We start from the raw sequence: 19,174 nt of genomic DNA, 5'->3' as shown, positions 1-19,174 counted from the left end.
GCTCAGGCGTCGGTCCAGGGGTTGTAGCTGCCGAACCACCACAGGTGGCCTTCCGGATCCCGGCAGGCATAGCCACGACCGCCGTAGTCCTGGTCGGCGAGGGCGATCTCGACGACGGCGCCGGCCGCGGTGGCGCGTGCGAAGTGCGCATCGGCGTCGGCGACGATCACGCAGCAGCTCTGCGTCTGGCGCCCGCCGATCTCGTCGGGTTGCGCCATGCGCTCGCCCCATTCGCCGCCAGCGTCGACCGATCCCAGCATGATCATGCCGCCTTCGCCGAACGTGAGCTGGGCGTGGTGCACGGTGTTGCCGTCGGCGTAGACCGCGTGGCGTTCGAAGCCGAATGCCGTGCACAACCATTCGATTGCGGCGAGCGCATCGCGGTAGCGCAGGCAGGGGATCACAGTCGACGCGGTGCGGTTCATGGCGTGTCCCTCGAATGGTGCCGATGGCGTGCGCATCAGCGTGTCGCGGCGTCGGTTACGACAGCGTGGCGATGCCGGGTTTCGGCCGCGCAGGTGACGTGTATCCTCGCATCGAAGACCGGTCGCTCGCATGGAATCGGCACTGACAAGCAACCAGGGAGCGTGCAAATGACCACCCACACCGGCGGCTGCCATTGCGGCCGCATCGCCTTCATGGTCGATGGCGAGATCGGATCGGCATACGACTGCAATTGTTCGATGTGCCTCAAGCGTGGCGGATTGCTGTGGTTCGTTCCGCGCGAGACGTTCACGCTGACCACGCCCGAAGCCGACCTGGGCACGTACCGCTTCAACACCCACCGGCTGACCCACCACCATTGCCCGGCCTGCGGTATCGCAACCTTCAGCGAAGGTGTTGGCCCTGATGGCAAGCCGATGGCGGCGATCAACCTGCGCTGCCTCGATGGCATCGACGTGGACGCGTTGACGGTGGTGAAGATCGACGGACGCAGCTTCTGAAACGACTCCGGCGCCTTGCGGCGCCGGTTCGGGGAATGTGTCTTGCCGGCCCGCGACACGCAGCGGGCCGGTGGTTCACTTGATCGGCTGATCCAGCATCAGCTCGCGCGCGAAGCGCACCGGCGGCGAGCCGTACGACAGCACCTTGTCGTGGTAGGCCTTGATGTCGAACGCCTTGCCATCGCGCTTCTCCACTTCGCGGCGCAGATCCAGGTGCTCGCTGTAGCCGACGAAATACGTGGGCAGCTGCGCCGAGGTCAGTTGCGCCCGCACCCACTTACCGGCCGCTTCGCGCTCCTGCTGGAACGTGGTCTGCGTCATCAGCTTCATCGCGTCGTCCTGGCTCATGCCGTCGACGTGAATCGCCTGATCGAGGATGGCGTTGGCCATCGCGCGCAGCGCCCACTTGCGCTGGATCAGCTGCATCAACGGATCGTTGTTCATGTAGCCCGCGTCGGCCAGCACCTTCTCGGCGTACATCGCCCAGCCTTCGATGAACGAGCCCGAGCCCAGCACGGCGCGCAGCGTCGAGGGATGCTTGTTGGAGTGCGCGATCTGCAGGTAATGGCCCGGCATCGCCTCGTGGATGCTGAGCTCGTGGATCGAGCGGGTGTTGTACTCGCGCAGGAACGAGTCCACTTGTTCAGGCGTCCACGCATCGGGAATCGGCGACACCGCGTAGAAGGTGTCCAGGCCCTTGTCGAGCGCGCCGGGCGAATCGCAGTACGCGACCGCAACGCCACGCTGGAACTCGGGCATCAGGATCACCTGCACCGGCGTGTCCGGTACCGACACGAGGTTCTTCTCGCGCACGAACGCCGTTGCCTCGGTGGTGGACTGCTTGGCCAGCTCGACGACCTTGTCGCGCGCCGGACGGTCGGCATAGGCCAGCTCCAGTGCCGCCTCGATCACCGCCTGCTGCTGCGCGTCGTTGGGCTGCAGCGGCATCGGGTTGGGGGCGTTGGGGCGTTCGGACAGCAGCTTGCGGGCGATCTCGTACATCTCGCGGCGGGTCTCGCCGATGGCCGCCTCGGCGCGCGTGCGGATTTCGGTGCGCGTCAGCGGCGAGTTCAGCGCGAAGGCCAGCTTCTCGTCGTACAGGGTCTGGCCGAGGCGGAAGTTGCCCTTGGCGTTGGGCACCAGCGTTTCGTCGAGCCACTTCTGCTGGTCGGCGACGGCGGTGCGCAGCGTTGCGATGGCCGCGTCCAGGCGTTTGCGTTCGGCGCCGGATAGCGACTTCGCGTTGGGCGCTACCAGCTCGTCGATCAGGCTCAACAGGCCGCTGTTCTGCTTGGCAACGGTCTCGGCGTGGATCTTCGGTACGCGATTGGGGTCGAGGTTCTCGCGCATCTGCGCGAACAGCGTCGGCAGCTTCTCCATGCGCTGGGTCACGGACTTCAGGCGTTGCGGCATCGGCGCGAAGTCGCGTGCCATCAAGGTGTAGATCGCGCTGCCGGCGGTGCCGGTGTAAAGCTGCGGATCCCAGGCCCAGGACTGCAGGGTTTCGACCGTCCAGATGTCGTAGCGCACCTGGTTGCGCAGGATCGCCGCGTCGACCTGGTTCTCGCGCGACAGCGAGGACACATCCAGGGTGTCGAGCTCGGCGAGGATCTTCCTGCTGAAGTCGATCATCTTCTGCCGGCCGGCGGCACTGAAGTCGTCGAGCGCGGTGTCGTTGCGGTGGTCGCCGGTCTGGGTGGAGGTCACCGGCTGCAACTGCAACCAGCCGTCGAGCCAGCGCTGGGAGAGATCGGCGAAGCGCGCGTCGGTCTGGCTGCTGGCCGCGCTGGTCGCGGCGGGCTGGTTGCCGGTCGGTGCCGGGGTGGCCTGTGGTTGGCAGGCGGCCAGCGTGATGGTCAGCAGAGCCGCGGCAAGCGGGGTGGCACGCAGGGACATGTGACGATTCCGTTCATGCGGCCGCGGCCGCGATGCGCGCAGGATATCGCCTCGACCGCCCCCCTGGCATGGGCCGAAGGCTGGGTGGGGAGCCTGCGTTGGGGGTTCTGGTGGGTGCGCGTGAGGCCGGCCGCGAAGCCGCGGCGTTGGCGGGGTGGCCGCGTGCGAATTGCCGAGATGGCGCGTCTTCGTGGAGCGCTCAGCTCGCGTCCGGTGATGTCCCCGACGGCGCGCCGGGCGGCACACCCGCGATGCGCTGCGGATGGCTGTAGATGTTGAGCCCATCGCCGCGCGCGAAGGCTGCCAGTGTGATGCCAGCGGCCTGCGCGGTGCGGATGGCCAGGTCGGTGGGCGCGGAGATCGCGACCACGATGCCGAACCCGGCGACGGCGGCCTTGTGCACGATTTCGTAGGACGCACGCGAGGTCACCAGCAACACACCGGCGGCGGGATCGCCCGGGGGCGCGGAGCGGGCCAGGGCACCGATCAGTTTGTCGAGTGCGTTATGGCGGCCGACGTCTTCGCGAACCACCAGGGTGCTGGCGATGCGCGCACCGTCGTCGGCGCCGACGCGCGCCGTGCCGGTTGCGCGCGCAGGCAACGGCAGGAACGCCGCCGCGTGCACACCACCGCTGCGCGCGTTGATCGGCTGGCACTGCGCCAGTTCGCGCAGTGCGGTGGTGATCGTCGCCAGCTCGGGGCGCTGCTCGCAGGCGACCTGGGGCACCGGGCGCAGTGCATCGCGCAGGCTCTCGATCCCGCACAGGCCGCAGCCGCTGGCGCCAGCCAGGCTGCGGCGACGTTGCAGCAATGCATCGTGGCGTTGCTGCGGGATCGCCGCGTGCAGGGTGATGCCATCGGCGCTGTCGACGCGGTCGACCAGGCGAAACTCGGCGGCATTGGCGACGATGCCCTCGCTCAGTGCGAAGCCGAGCGCGAAATCGTCGAGATGGTTCGGACTGGCCATCATCACCGCGAACGCCGAACCGTTGTAGAGCAACGCCACGGGGGCCTCGATCACCACCTCGTCGTCGTTGCCGCGTTGCACCGGGGCGCCGTCGGCCCGGACGCGCTGGGCCTGCACGCCGGCGAGGGCGCGCGAGGTGTCGTTGCGATCGTCCGGATCGGTGCGCATGGCGTCGCGATTTCCGGTCAGCCCGGAGCGCACAGCACGCGGCCGCGTTCGGTGAGGAACAGCAGCGTGCGTTCGCCGTCGCGGCGCTGTTCGATCAGGTCCAGTCCGCCGAGTTGGGGGTTGTCACCAAGCGCGGTGAGCAGGCGCTGCAACTGGCTGATCTCGAGCCCGAGCCGCTTGGCGACGCGATGGATCGACTGGCCGTCCTCGACCGCCAGAAGCTGCAGCAATGCCAATGCCGGGTCGACATCGAAGTCCGGCGATTCCGGATCGAAGTGGTCTGCTGGGTTGTTGTGGGTGGACATCGTCGGTCTCCCGGCCATCAGCGCGCTTCGACTTCGGCGCTGCGCGTCAGTCGCACCGGAATGGATTTTGACGCCGGCGTGCGCGCGCGCTCGGCGTGGCTGCCCAGCGGCACCAGCGCGTTGGTCTCCGGGAAGTACGCGGCCAGGCAGCCAGCCGGGATGTCGTACTCGACCAGGCGGAAGCCCTCGACACGGCGCTCGCCGTCGGGCCACACCGAGGTGATGTCGACCAGGTCGCCATCGTCGTAGCCCAGGCGGGCAAGGTCGCCAGTGGAGATGAAGCACACGCGGCGCAGGCCGTGCACGCCGCGATAGCGATCGTCGTTGCCGTAGATGGTGGTGTTGTACTGATCGTGCGCACGCACGGTCATCAGGGTGAACATTGCCGGAGGTGTTGTTGCCGTCGACTCGTGCGCGCCGGTTACCGGTCCCGCTAGCGCGGGCAGGGCGTCGTCGAGCGGATGCACGTAGAAGCCGGCCTTGCCGCTGGCGGTCGGGAACACGCGGTCGCGACACGGGTGGTGCAGGTGGAAGCCGCCGGGCACGCGCACGCGCTGGTTGAAGTCGCCAAAGCCATCGACCACCTCGGCGATGCGTTCGCGGATGCGGTCGTAATCGGCCAGCATCTCCAGCCACGGCGTGCGGCTGGCGGGAAGCGCGGCGGTCGCCAGGCGCGCGACGATCGCCGGCTCGGACAGCAGTTGCGGCGATGCCGGCGGGTTCATGCCCGACGACAGGTGCACCATGCTCATCGAGTCCTCGACCGTGACCGCCTGCAAACCGCCTGCCTGCAGGTCGATCTCGGTACGCCCCAGACACGGCAGGATCAGCGCGTCATGGCCGTGGACCAGGTGCGAACGGTTGAGCTTGGTGCTGACCTGCACCGTCAGCGCGCAGCGGCGGAGGGCGGCATGCACGCGCTCGCTGTCCGGCGTGGCGGTGGCGAAGTTGCCGCCCATCGCGAAAAACACCTTGCCTCGACCGTCATGCATCGCCTCGATGGCGGCGATGGTGTCGTAGCCTTCGGCGCGCGGTGACGCGATATCGAACGCGGCGTCGAGGCGATCGAGGAATGCGGCCGGCATCTTTTCGTAGATGCCCATCGTGCGGTCGCCCTGCACATTGGAGTGGCCGCGCACCGGGCACGGCCCGGCGCCGGGTCGGCCGATGTTGCCGCGCAGCAGCAACAGGTTCATCAGCATCTGGATCGTCGCCACACTGCGCCTGTGCTGGGTGATGCCCATGCCCCAGCACAGGATCGTGGCGCGACTGTCGAGGTAGACCTGCGCGGCTTCTTCCAGCTGCGCGCGATCGAGCCCGGATTCGTGCTGCAGCTCGTCCCAGCCGGTGGCGCGCAACGACGCGGCGAACGGCTCGTACCCGTGCGTGTAACGGGCGATGAAGTCGCGGTCGACGCCGTCGCGCTCGATCACGAACTTGGCGATGGCGGTCGCAACCGCCAGGTCACCGCCGATGCGCGGTTGCAGGTACAGGCTGGCCAGCGGCGTGCTGCCGCCGGTCATCATCTCGACCGTGGACTGCGGGTTGGTGAAGCGTTCGAGGCCGCGCTCGCGCAACGGATTGCACGCGACGATGCGGCAACCGCGTCGGGCCGCGGCGCGCAACTCGCCGAGCATGCGCGGGTGGTTGGTGCCCGGGTTCTGGCCGAACACCAGGATGGCGTCGCAGTGCTCGAAGTCCTCGAGCGTGACCGAACCCTTGCCGCTGCCGATCTGTTCGGTGAGCGCCACGCCCGACGGTTCGTGGCACATGTTGGAGCAGTCGGGCAAGTTGTTGGTGCCGAACTCGCGCACGAACAACTGGTACAGGAACGCGGCCTCGTTGGACGTGCGCCCGGAGGTATAGAAGATCGCCTCGTCCGGCGAATCCAGCGCCCACAGGGCGGCGGCGATGCGTGCAAACGCCTCGTCCCAGCCGATCGGCTGGTAGCGGTCGCTGCCCGCGTCGTAGGCCATCGGCTCGGTCAGCCGGCCCTGGGCTTCGAGGAAGTGGTCGTCCTGCGCGGCCAACCACGTGACCTGGTGCTGGGCGAAGAACTCGCGTGTCACGCGCTTGCTGGTGGCTTCGTTGGCGACCGCCTTGACGCCGTTCTCGCAGAACTCGAACGTCGAATGCGGATTGCGGTCGGGCCAGGCGCAGCCCGGGCAGTCGAAGCCGCTCGGCTGGTTGGCGCGCAGCAGCGTGTTCGCGCCCTTGACCAGCACCTCCTGTTCACGCAACGCCTGCCACGAACCCTTCAGCGCGTCCCAGCCGCCGGCAGGCTTGTCGTAGGGTTCGATGCGCTTTTCGTCGGACACGGCCGCCACCGCTGCGGTCTGGGTATCCGGACATCATAGCCAGCCACGGGCGCGGGGCGCGGGTGTGGTCGGGATACGGTGCGGGCTCCCGCGACGAACGCTCGGTCACGGCGTTCTGGCATGGTTCGTGCCGCTTGTGGGTGATCGGTGGCATCGCTACCGTGGCCTCTTTCCGATGGAGCGGTGCCGATGCGTTGCAGGAGCTGGTGGTTGGCGTTGGCGATGGCAGCCGCGGTGGCGGGTTGCGCGAAGCAGCCAAGCGGAGAGTCCGCGGCAACGGCAGCCGACGCCGGTCCGGCGAAGGCCGAGGGGCCGCGCGCGGCCAACCCGCTGCAGGTCATGCTTGCCTACGAACACCGGGCGGTGGTGGAGCTGTCGGCAGACCGCATCGCCGCCCAGGCGACGGCCGTGCAGAAGGCCTGCAATAACGGGAAGTTCGGCGCGTGCGTGGTGCTTGGCGTCACCCAGCAGGGTGGGGATTCGCCCGAGGCACAGATCGAGATGCGCGCCGTGCCGGAGGCGATCGAGCCGCTGGTGACGATGGCCGGCGTCGGAGGCGAACTGGGCAGCCGCAGCACGCAGGCGCAGGACCTTGCTCAGGCCATCACCGACAACCGGCTGACGGAGCAGCGACTGCGCAATGAGCACACGCGTCTGCTCGAGTTGCAGGCACGGCCGGGAATCAAGATCGAGGACCTGATGTCGCTGTCGGAGCGGATGGCGCAACTGGAAGCGCAGCTGGCCGCGACGACCCAGGAGGGCGCGCAGCACCAGCGTCGCATCCAGACCCAGAAGCTCACGATCGTGTTGACCATGCCGGGCTCGCAGCAGGGTGGCAGCGTGATCGGCGAAGCGATCGACGACTTCGCCGAGATCTTTGCCACGGTGGTGGCCGTGTTGATCCGGGTGCTTGCCGGCGTGCTGCCGATCGCCGTGGTCGGGATCGGCGGGCTGTGGTTGTTCAAGCTGTGGCGCAGGCGCCGCGGCCGCAACACTGCAAACAAGGCCGGCCCCACGCCGTAGCCATCCGCCGTGATTGACGGCCCGGGGGGCGCGGGCTGGGCGAATGAGCCTACCGCGCCCGCGCGCAATCGCGCGGGCGCTGTCGGGCGCGAGCGACCCGTGTCGGCCGCGGCCTCAGCGCTCTTCCTCGACCTCGAATTCGACCAGCACGTCCAGATCGAAGGCGAGCGCCTCGACCGCCTCGCGAACCTTCTCGGCAGTCGACGGGTTGGGGGCGTCGATCTCGATCTCGTGGACCTCGCCGCCGGCGTTGTCGCTGCGCAGGCCAGCCGAGCTGGAATCGACGTCGTCCATGTGTGGCATCAGGTCGGCGACCTCTTCCACGTGCTCGACGCCATCGATGCTCGTGAGCAGGTTGCCGATCGCGCGGACGTGGTCTTCGCTGCCGGTTATGCGCAGGCGCAACAGGGGCATGGCGGCATTCTCTTTGCGTGTGTGCGGTGAGCCTAGGTGCGGGGGGGAAAAGAATGCGTGAGGGCGGCGCCCGCCCTCATTCACCCGTGCACGCAGATCGGCTAGGGTGGCGGCATGCACAAACCTGACCGGCCAGAAGCCACGCGTCCCACGCGCGGCGCACGCGAAGACGGCGTCAGCCTGCGTCCGCTGGAGCGCAGCGACCTGGGCTTCGTGCACCTGCTCAACAACAACCGCACGATCATGGGTTACTGGTTCGAGGAGCCGTACGAGTCGTACGTCGAACTGGAAGAGCTGTACCGCAAGCACATCCACGACCAGTCCGAGCGTCGCTTCATCATCGAGGACGACAACCACGAACGGGTCGGCCTGGTCGAGCTGGTCGAGATCGACCACCTGCACCGGCGCGCCGAGTTCCTGATCATGATCTCGCCCGAGCAGCAGGGCCGCGGTTACGCCAAGGTGGCCACCCGCCTGGCGATCAACTACGCGTTCCGCGTGCTCAACCTCTACAAGCTGTACCTGGTGGTGGACGTCGACAACGCCCGCGCGATCAAGGTCTACGAAGGCGCGGGCTTCCAGCGCGAAGGCATCTTGGTCGATGAGTTCTTCAGCGACGGGCGCTATCGCAGCGTCGTGCGCATGTGCCTGTTCCAGCACCAGGCGCTGGCCGCGAAACCCGCCGGGGAATAGGCGGGTCGCCGGCGTGGCGCCGCGGCCGCCGGTTTGGCGGCGTGCCCCCATTTCCCAAGCGTGACGACCGCCCCGGACCCCGGCTTTCCCTTCCCGCCGGTTTGCGCGTTCGGGCGCTGGCCCATGGACGCCCGCCCGCGCCGCATCGTAGGCTCGGCCGGGTTATGGGGGATCCACCACTTGGGGAAGGGGAAAGGCATGGCTTGTTTTGCTGGGCGCAACACACTGGGTCGCGCGATCGCGCTGGCCCTGGCACTGCCGCTGGCTGCGACCGCGCTGAACGCGCAGGCACAGGACGCGGAGACCACCGGCACCGAGGGTGCCAAGCAACTCGATTCGATCAGCGTGCTCGGCTCGCGACGCGTCGACCGCTCGTCGGAAACCAGCACGCCGGTGCCGGTCGACGTCATTCCGATGGCCGAGCAGGCCGAGTCGGGTGCGCAGTTCGACCTCGCCCAGTCGCTGCAGTACGCAGCACCTTCATTCAATTCGACACGCCAGACCGGTGCGGACGGCGCCGATCTGGTCGACGGCGCCGCGCTGCGCGGCCTGGGGTCCGACCAGACCCTGGTGCTGGTCAACGGCAAGCGCCATCACACCGTGTCGCTGGTCAACATCTACGGCGCCCGCAACCGCGGAAACACCGGCACCGATCTCAACGCGATCCCGCTGCTGGCCATCGACCGCGTCGAGGTGCTGCGTGACGGCGCGGCGGCCCAGTACGGCTCCGATGCGATTGCCGGCGTGATGAATATCGCGCTCAAGCGTCGACCGGGTTGCGAGGCCGTGTTCGGCTACGGCGAGTACTCGCGCGGCGACGGCGAGAACTGGCTGGCGTCCAGCTACTGCGGCGTGGAGTTCTCGATGGGCGGCGGCCTGTCGGTCACCGGCGAGTGGCAGGATCGTGGCCGCTCCGATCGCTCCGAGCCCAAGGGCAGCCCGCGCATCATCGGCGACAGCGAAGTGCAGAACCGCTCACTGTTCCTCAACGGCGACCTGCCGCTGGGCGAGGCGGCCGATCTCTACTTCACCGCCGGCATGCAGAACCGCGACGCGTCTTCGGCCGCGTTCGCGCGCGGCGGCATCGGCAGCGACGACATTCCCTCGCGCAACTCGCCGGCGATGTACCCGGACGGCTTCGTGCCGTTCATCGATGGCGTGCTCAACGATCGCTACACCATCGTCGGCGCGCGCGGCGACGTGGGCAACTGGCACTTCGACCTGTCGCATACGTTCGGCTACAACGAGCTGCGCTATCAGATCAACGGCACGCTCAACGCCTCGATCGCCAACCTCGACCTGCTCAACGGCGGCGCGGGCATCAGCCCGACCAGTTTCGATGCCGGCGGTTTCTCGTTCCAGCAGAACACCACCAACCTCGATGTGTCGCGTTATTTCGACAGCGTGCTGAGCGGCTTCAACGTCGCCTTCGGCCTGGAGCAGCGCGAAGAGCGCTACCGCATCCGCGCCGGCGAGGCGGGCTCCTACCTGGATTACGACGGTGCCGGCGTGGGCGGCAACCCGGGCAGCCAGGGCTTCCCCGGCTTCCAGCCCAGCGACGTGACCGACAGCAAGCGCGACAGCTGGGCGGCGTATGCCGATGTCGAAATCGACTTCACCGAGCGGCTGATGATGGCCGCGGCGGTGCGTTACGAGGACTACAGCGACTTCGGCCAAACCACCAACGGCAAACTTGCGATGGCGTTCCGCGCCACCGACGACCTGCTGCTGCGTGGCTCGGTCAGCACCGGCTTCCGTGCGCCGTCGCTGCAGCAGAAGTACTTCTCCTCGACCATCACCGACTTCATCAGCGGCGAACCGGTCGACGTGGTCATCGCCTCCAACGGTAGCGCGCTGGCGCAGGCCGCGGGCATCCCGAACCTGACCGAGGAAACGTCCACCGGCGCCACGCTGGGCGTCACCTGGACGCCGCGCGAAAACCTGTCGTTGACCCTCGATGCCTACCGCATCGACATCGACGATCGCATCGTGCTCAGCGGCGACTTCGACAACACCGACCCGTTGATCGGGCCGATCCTGGACGACCTGGGCGTCGGCCTGGCGCGGTTCTTCTTCAACTCCGTCGACACCCGCACGCAGGGCGTGGACCTGACCGTGTCGCACGACATGGACCTGTGGGGCGGCAAGCTGAAGAGCTACCTGGGCGCCAACTACAGCAAGACCGAGGTGACCCAGGTCAACACGCCGCCGGCGCTGGCGGGCCGAGAGGAAACGCTGCTGTCCGAGCGCGACCGTTTGTTTGTCGAGAACGGCGCGCCGCGCAGCAAGGCCGTGCTCGGCTTCGACTACGCCTACGGCGCGTGGGAGGGCGGGATCAAGGTGATCCACTTCGGCGAGCAGACGCTGGGCACGTTCTCGGGCACCGCCGCTGGCGTGCCGAACCAGCACTACGCCGCCAAGACCTCGGCCGACGTGAGCCTGGGCTACAACTTCAGCGAGAAGGCCAAGTTCACGATCGGCGCGGCCAACGTGTTCGATGTGTTCCCGACCCGTCAGAACCCCGACGAGACCGACAACGGCCACGTGTTCGAGAGCGTGCAGTTCGGCCTCAACGGCGCGGCGTACTTCGCGCGTCTGTGGCTGAAGTTCTAAGCGTGACCGCGTGACTGCCGCATCGTGGGCGAGATCGCCCGCGATGCGGCGACGCGCTGAAGGGCAGACGCCCGCGTTTGAAGGGACGCGGGCGTCTGTCTTTCCGTCGGGCCACTGGCGGCATCAAGCGCGTCCTGCGCGATCGTTCGCCGCCGGGCTTCTGGTCGTCGCGGTTACGGGGTAGGACGCCGCGCTGCTGCGGATGCGCTTGCCACCGGCATGCAGTCGGGCATCACCGACCCGGCCTGGTGGCTGACGCAGGGACGGAAGACCGCGGGCAGGCCCGCCATCTCGCGGACCTTGCCGGCGGCCACCACGAACTGCGCGAACGCCGGTGCCGTGCAGGCGGGCATCGTGGACGCGGGATTGCCGGCCGCGCATCCTCCCTGCGGCGCCTCGACGCGGAACAGGCGGTAGTGGCAGTTGCCGCTGGCGCTGGTGATGCATTCGAACCAGGCCATGCCGGTCGTCACGCGGGTTTCGCTGTGGACGATGTCGACGCCGTCGACGGTGGCGCGGCTGACGATGGTGTTGCCGCCGCGCATGTCGCAACCGAACAACGCGAGCAGGAAATAGATCATCGCAATAACGCTACGCATGGATCACCTGTAGGGAGTGGGCGCCGGGGCGCGGTGCATGCTCGGTGGTGCCTGCTTACATGTTGCGGAACAGCGCCATGAACGATTGGCTGACGGTCAGCGCTTCCGGGCGTTGGCGGAGTCGGACGACGCCCTTGCCGGTGTCGTCGCGCGCGATCGACGCGATGGCCTTCATGTTCACGATCGTCGAGCGGTGGATCTGCTTGAACACCGCCGGGTCCAGCACGCGCAGCAGGTCGCGGATCGGCGTGCGCAGCAGCGCTTCGCCGTCGCCGGTCACCACCGTGGTGTACTTGTTGTCGGCGCGGAAGTAGGCGACGTCTTCGACCAGGATCAGCCGCGTGTCGCGGCCGGCACTGGCGGTGATCCAGGTCAGTGGTGTCTGCGCCTGCGCCTGCGTGCGCGGCAGGTTCACGCCAAGCTGCCCGATCAGCGCCGCCAGGGCGGCGGCATCGGTCTGTCCTGCCGCGGCGCGTGCCTTCAGCCGGCGCACGGTGGCGGCAAGACGGTCGGCGGCGATCGGCTTGAGCAGGTAGTCGATCGCGCCGCGTTCGAAGGCATCGATGGCGTACTGGTCGTACGCGGTGACAAACACCACCTGCGTGTCCGGACTTGCCTCGGCGGCGGCGCTGGCGACTTCCAGTCCGGTCAGTCCGGGCATGCGGATGTCGAGGAAGGCGACGTCGGGACGGTGCTCGTCGATCGCTTCCAGCGCACTGGCGCCGTCCTCGCACTGCGCCACCACGTCCAGCTCCGGCCAGGCAATGCGCAACGCATCCAGCAACGCTTGACGCAGCAGCGCCTCATCTTCGGCGACGATGCACTTAGGCACGACGCACCGCCTGATCCTGGGAGTGCTTCTGTGAGTGTTCCTGCAACTCCTGTGCGGGAACGCAGATGGTGGACGCCACGCCATTGGGGAAGTTGGCGACGATGGACAGCGACGCCTCCGCGCCGTACAGCAGTCGCAGGCGCTCCCTGACGTTCTTGAGGCCGATGCCGGTCCCGCCGATGCCGGAGTTGAGGCCCAGGCCATCGTCGGCCACGGTGACTGACAGCTGCGTTTCGTTGGAGCGCGCGAGTATCCACACCGTGCCACCGCCGGGCTTGGGTTCCAGGCCATGCTTGATGGCGTTCTCGACCAGCGTCTGCAGCATCATCGGCGGCAGCGGCGTCGACAGCAGCTCGGTGGGCACGTCGATCTGCAGCGCCAGGCGCGGGCCCATGCGGATGCGGAGGATCTCCAGGTAGGCACGCGAGCGGTCGAGCTCATCGCCCAGCGTCGACAGCGACTCGTCGGTGCGGGGCAGCGAATGGCGCAGGTACTGGATCAGGTGGCCGAGCATTTCGTCGGCCTTGGCCGGCTCGCTGCGCGTGAGGTACTGCGCGCTGGCCAGCGTGTTGTAGAGGAAGTGCGGCTCCACCTGCGCATGCAGGAGGCTGAGCCTAGCCACGGTGAGTTCCTTCTCGGTGACGGTCTGCGCGACGGCGGTCTGTTCGCCACGACGCCGATCGGCCACGCGCCGTGCGATGGCGCGCGTGATGGCCTCGGCGTTCTCGAGATTGGTGCCGTCGTCGACGCGGAGCCAGTCGGTCCACGCCGCGCTCTCGGGTTCGAACACCAGCATGACGCCGCCGGTGCCATCGCGTGGCGTCACGGTGGCGAGGATCTGGTTGCGGGGCACCGGAAACCAGTTCAACGGGTTGTACGGGCCGGGCGCCTTACTGCCGTAGGGGTCGAGGCGTTCGACCTTGGCGCGAATCTGCAGGCTGTCGCGTGCGCTCTCGATGTCATGGACGCGCGGCAGTTCGCGGATCGCCGCCTCCAGCAGGTCGAACGCCTCGCCCGCTTCGAGCGGGATCTCGATCTGGCGGCGATGGCGATTGCCCAGCACTTCGGCGTTGAGGCTGGCGTTGTTGGTGAGCAGGCGCACGCGCCACATGTGCGAGACGGCGCGCGTGATGACGAAGCCGATGGCCAGCATTCCCGCCACGGCGACCGGCCAGGAGTCCAGGCCAATCCCTTCCCACAGCATGCTCAGCACGACAACCAGCCAGAACCACGCGAACACGAGGCGGGCCACGAACAGGAATCGGGTGATCACGTGAGAGTTCCGCTGGTGTTGGGATCGGCGCCGAGAATAGTGGGCGCGGGCCCGGAAATCCCAGCCGCGGCGACGAAACGCGCATGGCGGCGATGAACCGGGCCGGGGGCGGGGTGGAAACGGGGGCGACGGCCCGTCCGGACGGGCATTTTCGATGTCGTCTCGATGCTACGGCGCCGCTGGCCGTTGCGATGCATCGGCATGCTCGCCGCCATCGGCGTGGGCCGGCTAGCGGGCGCCCTCGGGCAACGGGCGTTGGCCGGGCGCGGCGCGGCTCAGGCGCCTGTGTCTTCGTTGGCCAGCGCGCGACACAGCTCGGCGGTGGCGTCGTCGACGGGGAAGCAGCTTTCGATGTGCAACTCGTCGACGGTGACGTCGCGCGACGTGCCGAAGGTGGTGATCGTCGAGAAGAAGTGCAGTTGCCGTTCGCCGCTGCGCAGCACCGTTGTCAGCAGTGGCGCGGGCACCGTGCCGAGCTCGCGCCTGCGCCATCGCGACGGCACGTCGGGATAGGCCAGCGCCTCCTCGAGCAGGGCACGTGCCGCGTGGTCGTTGGGGTTGGCCGCCACTTCGTCGTGCAGATGGCGGATGAGGTCGCCGGCGACGTCCTCCCAGTTCACCACGGCCGGGCGCAGGTCGGCCGGGTCGAAGATCTGCCGGATCATGTTGGCGTGCGCACTGGTGCGGCCTTCCATCACCAGACGGTTGACGCGCGCCGCGGCGCGGTTGGCCATCAGCACATCCCAGCGCCGATTGAGGACAAACGCCGGGTAGGGCTCCTGTTGCTGGAGGATGAACTCGATCGCACGACGCACCTGGGCAAGCGCCGGGGTGTCGAGTGATGTTTCCGGGTAGTGCGCGGCGTAGCCGGCGGCCACCAGCAGTGCGTTGCGTTCGCGCAGCGGCATGTCCAGCGCATCGGCCAAGCGCGCGAGCAGCTCGCGGCTGGGCGTCGCCTTGCCGGTTTCGACGCAGCTCAGGTGCCGCGTCGATATCCCGGCATCGAGTGCGAGATCGAGCTGGCTCCATCGCCGCGCCGCGCGCCACTCGCGTAGCAGCGCGCCGACGCGGGCCACGGCGGTGACGGGTGGGGTGGTTGAGTGGCCGATGCGCATGTCCATGCGGCGATGGTAAGGCCGGGTGGTGCGGCGAAACCATGACCTGTCGGATCATGCCGGCATGACCTGACACGTCATTGATCGTCTGCCGGCGTGCACCGATTCTTTCACCACAGCAACGGGCTGGCATTGGCACGGAGACGGACATGCAACGCAGGCAGTTCATGGCAATGGCGGGTGGGGCGATGGCGGGCGGCGTGCTTGCCGCGTGGCTGCCGCAGGTAGCGGGCGCGGCATCGACGGCGGCGGCAACCACGCCGGTCGCGGCGGGCGCGATGGACGCCGCGGCGTTCCACGCGTCGCGTCGCTTCGCGCAGACCGCGTTCGGTCGCATCGCCTATGTCGAGCGCGGTGCGGGCGAGGTGGCGCTGTTCCTGCACGGCTTCCCGCTCAACAGCTTCCAGTGGCGTGGCGCCCTGGATCGCCTGTCGGCGTATCGACGGTGCATTGCGCCGGACTTCATGGCCCTGGGCTACAGCGAGATCGCCGACGACCAGGACGTCTCGCCCGACGCCCAGGTCGAGATGCTGGTGGCGCTGCTGGACAAGCTCTCGATCGCGACGGTGGATCTGGTGGCCAGCGACAGCGGTGGCGCGGTTGCGCAACTGTTCGTGACCCGGCATCGCGAGCGCGTTCGCACACTGCTGCTCACCAACTGCGACGAGGCGCAGGACTGCCCGCCGCCGGCGTTGCTGCCGGTCATCGAGCTGTCCAGGAAGGGGCAGTTCGTCGACCAGTGGCTGGGGCGTTGGCATGCCGACAAGGCGCTGGCGCGCTCGCCCGAGGGCATTGGCGGCATGTGCTACTTCGACCCGCGCAATCCGACCGACGAAGCCATCGACTGCTACTTCGCCCCGTTGCTGGCGTCTCCGCAACGCAAGGCGCAGGTGCACGCGTACGCCGTCGCCCTGGAGCGCAACTCGCTGCTGGGCATCGAGCCGGCACTGAAGGCGTGCACGGTGCCCACGCGCATCGTGTGGGGCATGGGCGACACGATCTTTTCGCCGGCCGACCCCGATCGCCTCGACCGCAGCTTCGGCAACTCGCGTGGCGTCCGACGGCTGGAAGGCAGCAAGCTGTTCTGGCCGGAAGAACGCCCCGACGTGGTGGCCGAGGAAGCACGCGCGCTGTGGGGTGTCTGATTCACCCACGAGCGTGCATCCGTTGGCCCGCCCGCAGCCGGCAATGCCGGGCCTGCGGGCGGTAGTGTGCGACAGACGTTTGGATCAGCCCGCGCGCCGCGCTCGCCACCGACGCGCCAGCTCGATGACCGCCGCAATGGCCAGCGTCAGCGTCAGCGTCGACAGGAATTGCACGCGCGAGCCCTTGTCCAGCAGAGTCAGCGCGAAGATCGCAACGAGGATCGCCAGGCCCAGCCAGGTCATGTAGGGGAAGGCCCACATGCGAAATGGCAGCGGCGTGCCGCGGCGGTCGGCGCGGCGACGCAGGATCAGCTGCGAGACCAGGGCGATGGTCCAGACCAGCAGGCAGGTCGATCCGACCAGGTTCAACAGCACCGGCAACACCTTGTTCGGATACCACGATTCCAGCAGCGTGGCGAAGAAGCCGAATGCCACGCACGACAGCACCGCGATCACCGGCACCTGCCGGTGGTTGAGGCGCGACAGCACGCGCGGCGCCTCGCCGCGTTCGGCCAACGAGAAGATCATGCGCGAGGCGCCATAGAGGTTGGCGTTGAGCGCCGACAGCAGTGCGATCACCGCCACCAGCGTGATCGCGGTGGCCGCGCCGGGAATGTTGGCCGCCTGCAGCACCGCGGCGAACGGCGAGGCCAGCGACTCGCTGGTCCACGGCACCACGGCCACGATGACGCTCAACGAGCCGATGTAGAACACCATGATCCGCCAGACCACCGTGCGGATGGCCTGACTGATGCTGCGCTCCGGGTCGCGGGTTTCGGCCGCGGCCACCGCGACGATCTCGGTGCCGCCGAAAGCGAAGATCACCACCAGCAGGGCCGCGCCAATGCCGGCCAGTCCCTTGGGCGCGAAACCGCCGTGGGCGGTGAAGTTGGACAACCCCGGCGACGGCACGTTCGGCAGCAGGCCCAGCAGGAGCAGCGCGCCGACGATAAGGAACGCGATGATCGCCGCCACCTTGAGGATCGCGAACCAGAACTCGAACTCGCCGAAGTTCTTGACGCCCATCAGGTTGATCACCGTAAACACCACCATGAACACCAACGACATCGTCGCCACCGGCAACGCCGGCCAGACGGTTGCCAGCAGGCCGGCCGCGCCGACCGATTCGGCGGCGATCACGATCACCACCTGCGCCCACCACAGCCAGCCGACGGTCGCGCCGGCGGTCTTGCCCATCGCGTCGGCCGCATACACCGAGAACGCACCGCTGGACGGTTTGGCCGCGGCCATCTCACCCAGCGCGCGCATCACGATGATGACCAGCAACCCGGCCACCAGGTAGGACACCAGTACCGCCGGGCCGGCGGCCCGCACGCCGATGCCGGAACCGAGGAACAGGCCGGCACCGATCGCGGTGCCCAGGCCCATCATCACCAACTGCCGCGGCTTCATGCCATGGCTGAGACCACCTTGACTGGTGGCGGACGGATGGGCGGTGGGGGCGGACCGGTTGGCAGGAGCCGTCGGCGGCAATCGGGAAGCGGGCATCGTGTCGGCATCGGGACGGAAAACGGGTGGCCACAATACCGAGGTCGCGACGGCGACGTTCTGGGGCGACCTCGTGGGCCACTTCGTGAAGCTGGCACCCGCAGCCGGAGGCGGGTGACCAACGGCCGTGGGCGCGCGCCATCGCAGCGTGCACCATGCCCGTCATGACCCTCGGCGCCGAGCCCGCCCGCACCCCTTCGCGCCGCCACGCCGTGGTGGCGGTGAGCGTCGCCGCGGTTGCCTACGTGCTGGCTCTGGTGGCGTTGCAGGGCCGGCCGGACGCTTCGCTGTTCGAGCCGCTGTTCCTGCTGGCGGTGTTGGGCGTGGTGTTCCCGTTGCTGGCCTGGGTGCTGACGCGCAAGCCGCGTTCACTGCCATCGCCTGCGCCGGGCGAACCCGCGCAACTGCCGGCGATGCTGCTGTACCTGTTGGCGTTCTCGGTACTGGCGCTGGGGTGGGGATTCTCGGCCCTGCAGCAGGCATACCCGGACGAACCCGCGCAATCGGTGGTGCAGCTGCTGGTGAAGTTGGCGACGATGGTCGTACTGCCGGTCTGGCTGTTTGCGCGTTGGCGACAGCACCGGCCGGGGCCGTTGGGATGGAAGCGCCTCGTGTGGGTGTTCGCGTGGATGTCGCTGGCCTACCTGGCGTTGCAGGCGGTGTTCGGGCGAGGCCTGACGACACTGGCCGACCTGTCGCCGTCCGCCTCGACGCTGGCCTGGGCGATCCCGGCCTGCTGGCTGTGGCAGACGGTGGAGGCGGGCCTGGCCGAAGAGGTGCTTTTCCGCCGCGTGCTGCAGGAAAAGCTCGCGATCGCCTCGGGCTCGCCGGTAGCGGCCATCGCATGGGCATCGCTGCTGTTCGGCCTGGCGCACGCGCCCGGGCTATGGCTGCGTGGGGCAAGCATGATGGAAGGCGTCGCCGTGGCCACCCCCGGCTGGGCAGTGGCCTACTCGATCGTGATGATCGCCCCGGCAGGCATCGCCTTCGGCGTCCTGTGGGCCCGCACCCGATCGCTATGGCTGATCGTCCCCCTGCACGGCACGGTCGATCTGATCCCGCAGCTGGCGCCATTTATTCGTGCTTGGGGTGGTGGGTGAGGCGTCGATGGGGCGCGTCGCGGTGCCAACCGGCTGAGCGGTGGCCACTCGATCGTAATGGTCGCGCCGGCAGGCATCGCGTTCGCAATGCGAAAGTCGGAGTTAGATCGCCTCCGCTGTGCCAACAGATTCAAAGGTTTAGGTCGGGAATTCGTCGCCAACTTCGCGATCCCGGAGGCGCGTGGAGTAGTGATTCTTCTGGAGCTGACTTTGGCGTTCGCAACTTGCTGGGAGGCTAGCGCTTCTTCTCAACATTCACC

General features: G+C 68.2%; 17 protein-coding genes. 6 read left to right on the top strand and 11 right to left on the bottom strand.

Annotation, left to right across the window (positions count from 1 at the left end):
• Nucleotides 1-2: 2 nt before the first annotated feature.
• The gene (locus tag EER27_RS14150) at nt 3-425 is read right to left on the bottom strand and encodes a VOC family protein (protein ID WP_123088822.1); all 423 of its coding nucleotides are present in this window, start codon (nt 423-425) and stop codon (nt 3-5) included.
• A 168-nt stretch (nt 426-593) separates the two neighbouring features.
• Between EER27_RS14150 and EER27_RS14145 the strand changes: the two genes are divergently transcribed.
• Entirely contained in the window at nt 594-944 is a 351-nt protein-coding gene (locus tag EER27_RS14145) for a GFA family protein (RefSeq protein ID WP_123088773.1), read from the top strand.
• A 75-nt stretch (nt 945-1,019) separates the two neighbouring features.
• On the opposite strand, the gene EER27_RS14140 is transcribed toward EER27_RS14145, so the two are convergent.
• From EER27_RS14140 to EER27_RS14125, 4 genes are all read right to left on the bottom strand, one after another.
• Complete coding sequence (locus EER27_RS14140; RefSeq protein ID WP_425480850.1) at nt 1,020-2,834, bottom strand: DUF885 domain-containing protein; 1,815 nt, start codon at nt 2,832-2,834, stop codon at nt 1,020-1,022.
• 205 nt (nt 2,835-3,039) lie between these two features.
• Nucleotides 3,040-3,975, bottom strand: coding sequence for a formate dehydrogenase accessory sulfurtransferase FdhD (gene fdhD / locus EER27_RS14135; RefSeq protein ID WP_123088821.1), 936 nt, complete (start codon nt 3,973-3,975; stop codon nt 3,040-3,042).
• A 17-nt stretch (nt 3,976-3,992) separates the two neighbouring features.
• Nucleotides 3,993-4,280 (bottom strand): hypothetical protein, encoded by a 288-nt coding sequence (locus EER27_RS14130; protein ID WP_123088771.1) that lies wholly within the window; start codon nt 4,278-4,280, stop codon nt 3,993-3,995.
• A 17-nt stretch (nt 4,281-4,297) separates the two neighbouring features.
• Nucleotides 4,298-6,598 (bottom strand): FdhF/YdeP family oxidoreductase, encoded by a 2,301-nt coding sequence (locus EER27_RS14125; protein WP_123088820.1) that lies wholly within the window; start codon nt 6,596-6,598, stop codon nt 4,298-4,300.
• Nucleotides 6,599-6,787: 189 nt separating this feature from the next.
• On the opposite strand from EER27_RS14125, the gene EER27_RS14120 reads away from it, so the two are divergent.
• Nucleotides 6,788-7,621 carry a DUF4349 domain-containing protein gene (locus EER27_RS14120; RefSeq protein WP_123088770.1) on the top strand — a complete coding sequence of 278 codons (834 nt, stop codon included), beginning with the start codon at nt 6,788-6,790 and terminating at the stop codon, nt 7,619-7,621.
• 114 nt (nt 7,622-7,735) lie between these two features.
• Here EER27_RS14120 and EER27_RS14115 read toward each other — a convergent pair whose 3' ends face one another.
• A complete protein-coding gene (locus EER27_RS14115; RefSeq protein ID WP_123088769.1) occupies nt 7,736-8,035 on the bottom strand; it encodes a hypothetical protein in 300 nt (99 codons plus the stop codon).
• A gap of 114 nt (nt 8,036-8,149) precedes the next feature.
• On the opposite strand from EER27_RS14115, the gene speG reads away from it, so the two are divergent.
• Nucleotides 8,150-8,728 (top strand): spermidine N1-acetyltransferase, encoded by a 579-nt coding sequence (gene speG / locus EER27_RS14110; protein WP_123088768.1) that lies wholly within the window; start codon nt 8,150-8,152, stop codon nt 8,726-8,728.
• A 198-nt stretch (nt 8,729-8,926) separates the two neighbouring features.
• On the top strand, nt 8,927-11,341 hold the full coding sequence (locus EER27_RS14105) for a TonB-dependent receptor plug domain-containing protein (RefSeq protein ID WP_123088767.1): 2,415 nt from the start codon (nt 8,927-8,929) through the stop codon (nt 11,339-11,341).
• Between the two features lie 173 nt (nt 11,342-11,514).
• Here EER27_RS14105 and EER27_RS14100 read toward each other — a convergent pair whose 3' ends face one another.
• The 4 genes from EER27_RS14100 to EER27_RS14085 all read right to left on the bottom strand — a co-directional run bounded on the left by EER27_RS14100 (nt 11,515) and on the right by EER27_RS14085 (nt 15,166).
• Complete coding sequence (locus EER27_RS14100) at nt 11,515-11,940, bottom strand: hypothetical protein (protein WP_148041038.1); 426 nt, start codon at nt 11,938-11,940, stop codon at nt 11,515-11,517.
• Nucleotides 11,941-11,995: 55 nt separating this feature from the next.
• Nucleotides 11,996-12,772 carry a LytR/AlgR family response regulator transcription factor gene (locus tag EER27_RS14095; RefSeq protein ID WP_123088765.1) on the bottom strand — a complete coding sequence of 259 codons (777 nt, stop codon included), beginning with the start codon at nt 12,770-12,772 and terminating at the stop codon, nt 11,996-11,998.
• A complete protein-coding gene (locus tag EER27_RS14090) occupies nt 12,765-14,045 on the bottom strand; it encodes a histidine kinase (RefSeq protein WP_425480848.1) in 1,281 nt (426 codons plus the stop codon). Before EER27_RS14090 ends, EER27_RS14095 begins: the two co-directional genes overlap by 8 nt.
• Nucleotides 14,046-14,320: 275 nt before the next feature.
• Nucleotides 14,321-15,166, bottom strand: coding sequence for a helix-turn-helix domain-containing protein (locus EER27_RS14085; RefSeq protein WP_223807348.1), 846 nt, complete (start codon nt 15,164-15,166; stop codon nt 14,321-14,323).
• A gap of 143 nt (nt 15,167-15,309) precedes the next feature.
• On the opposite strand from EER27_RS14085, the gene EER27_RS14080 reads away from it, so the two are divergent.
• Nucleotides 15,310-16,305, top strand: a complete 996-nt coding sequence (locus EER27_RS14080; protein ID WP_123088764.1) for an alpha/beta fold hydrolase — start codon at nt 15,310-15,312, stop codon at nt 16,303-16,305.
• An 84-nt stretch (nt 16,306-16,389) separates the two neighbouring features.
• On the opposite strand, the gene EER27_RS14075 is transcribed toward EER27_RS14080, so the two are convergent.
• On the bottom strand, nt 16,390-17,814 hold the full coding sequence (locus EER27_RS14075; protein WP_123088763.1) for an amino acid permease: 1,425 nt from the start codon (nt 17,812-17,814) through the stop codon (nt 16,390-16,392).
• Nucleotides 17,815-17,978: 164 nt separating this feature from the next.
• On the opposite strand from EER27_RS14075, the gene EER27_RS14070 reads away from it, so the two are divergent.
• A complete protein-coding gene (locus EER27_RS14070; protein WP_190285814.1) occupies nt 17,979-18,914 on the top strand; it encodes a CPBP family intramembrane glutamic endopeptidase in 936 nt (311 codons plus the stop codon).
• The last annotated feature ends 260 nt before the right edge of the window (nt 18,915-19,174 follow it).

It is taken from the genome of Montanilutibacter psychrotolerans, from assembly GCF_003719825.1.
Classification (GTDB): domain Bacteria; phylum Pseudomonadota; class Gammaproteobacteria; order Xanthomonadales; family Xanthomonadaceae; genus Montanilutibacter; species Montanilutibacter psychrotolerans.
The sequence above is the reverse complement of the archived record's forward strand: the minus strand, read 5'-3'. Positions and strand labels throughout refer to the sequence as shown.

Coding starts and splice junctions, on each gene's coding strand:
- EER27_RS14150 (WP_123088822.1), bottom strand. CDS start 425: ATGAACCGCACCGCGTCGACTGTGATCCCCTGCCTGCGCTACCGCGAT.
- EER27_RS14130 (WP_123088771.1), bottom strand. CDS start 4,280: ATGTCCACCCACAACAACCCAGCAGACCACTTCGATCCGGAATCGCCG.
- EER27_RS14085 (WP_223807348.1), bottom strand. CDS start 15,166: ATGGACATGCGCATCGGCCACTCAACCACCCCACCCGTCACCGCCGTG.
- EER27_RS14120 (WP_123088770.1), top strand. CDS start 6,788: ATGCGTTGCAGGAGCTGGTGGTTGGCGTTGGCGATGGCAGCCGCGGTG.
- EER27_RS14115 (WP_123088769.1), bottom strand. CDS start 8,035: ATGCCCCTGTTGCGCCTGCGCATAACCGGCAGCGAAGACCACGTCCGC.
- EER27_RS14145 (WP_123088773.1), top strand. CDS start 594: ATGACCACCCACACCGGCGGCTGCCATTGCGGCCGCATCGCCTTCATG.
- EER27_RS14105 (WP_123088767.1), top strand. CDS start 8,927: ATGGCTTGTTTTGCTGGGCGCAACACACTGGGTCGCGCGATCGCGCTG.
- speG (WP_123088768.1), top strand. CDS start 8,150: ATGCACAAACCTGACCGGCCAGAAGCCACGCGTCCCACGCGCGGCGCA.
- EER27_RS14075 (WP_123088763.1), bottom strand. CDS start 17,814: ATGCCCGCTTCCCGATTGCCGCCGACGGCTCCTGCCAACCGGTCCGCC.
- EER27_RS14080 (WP_123088764.1), top strand. CDS start 15,310: ATGCAACGCAGGCAGTTCATGGCAATGGCGGGTGGGGCGATGGCGGGC.
- EER27_RS14070 (WP_190285814.1), top strand. CDS start 17,979: ATGACCCTCGGCGCCGAGCCCGCCCGCACCCCTTCGCGCCGCCACGCC.
- fdhD (WP_123088821.1), bottom strand. CDS start 3,975: ATGCGCACCGATCCGGACGATCGCAACGACACCTCGCGCGCCCTCGCC.
- EER27_RS14100 (WP_148041038.1), bottom strand. CDS start 11,940: ATGCGTAGCGTTATTGCGATGATCTATTTCCTGCTCGCGTTGTTCGGT.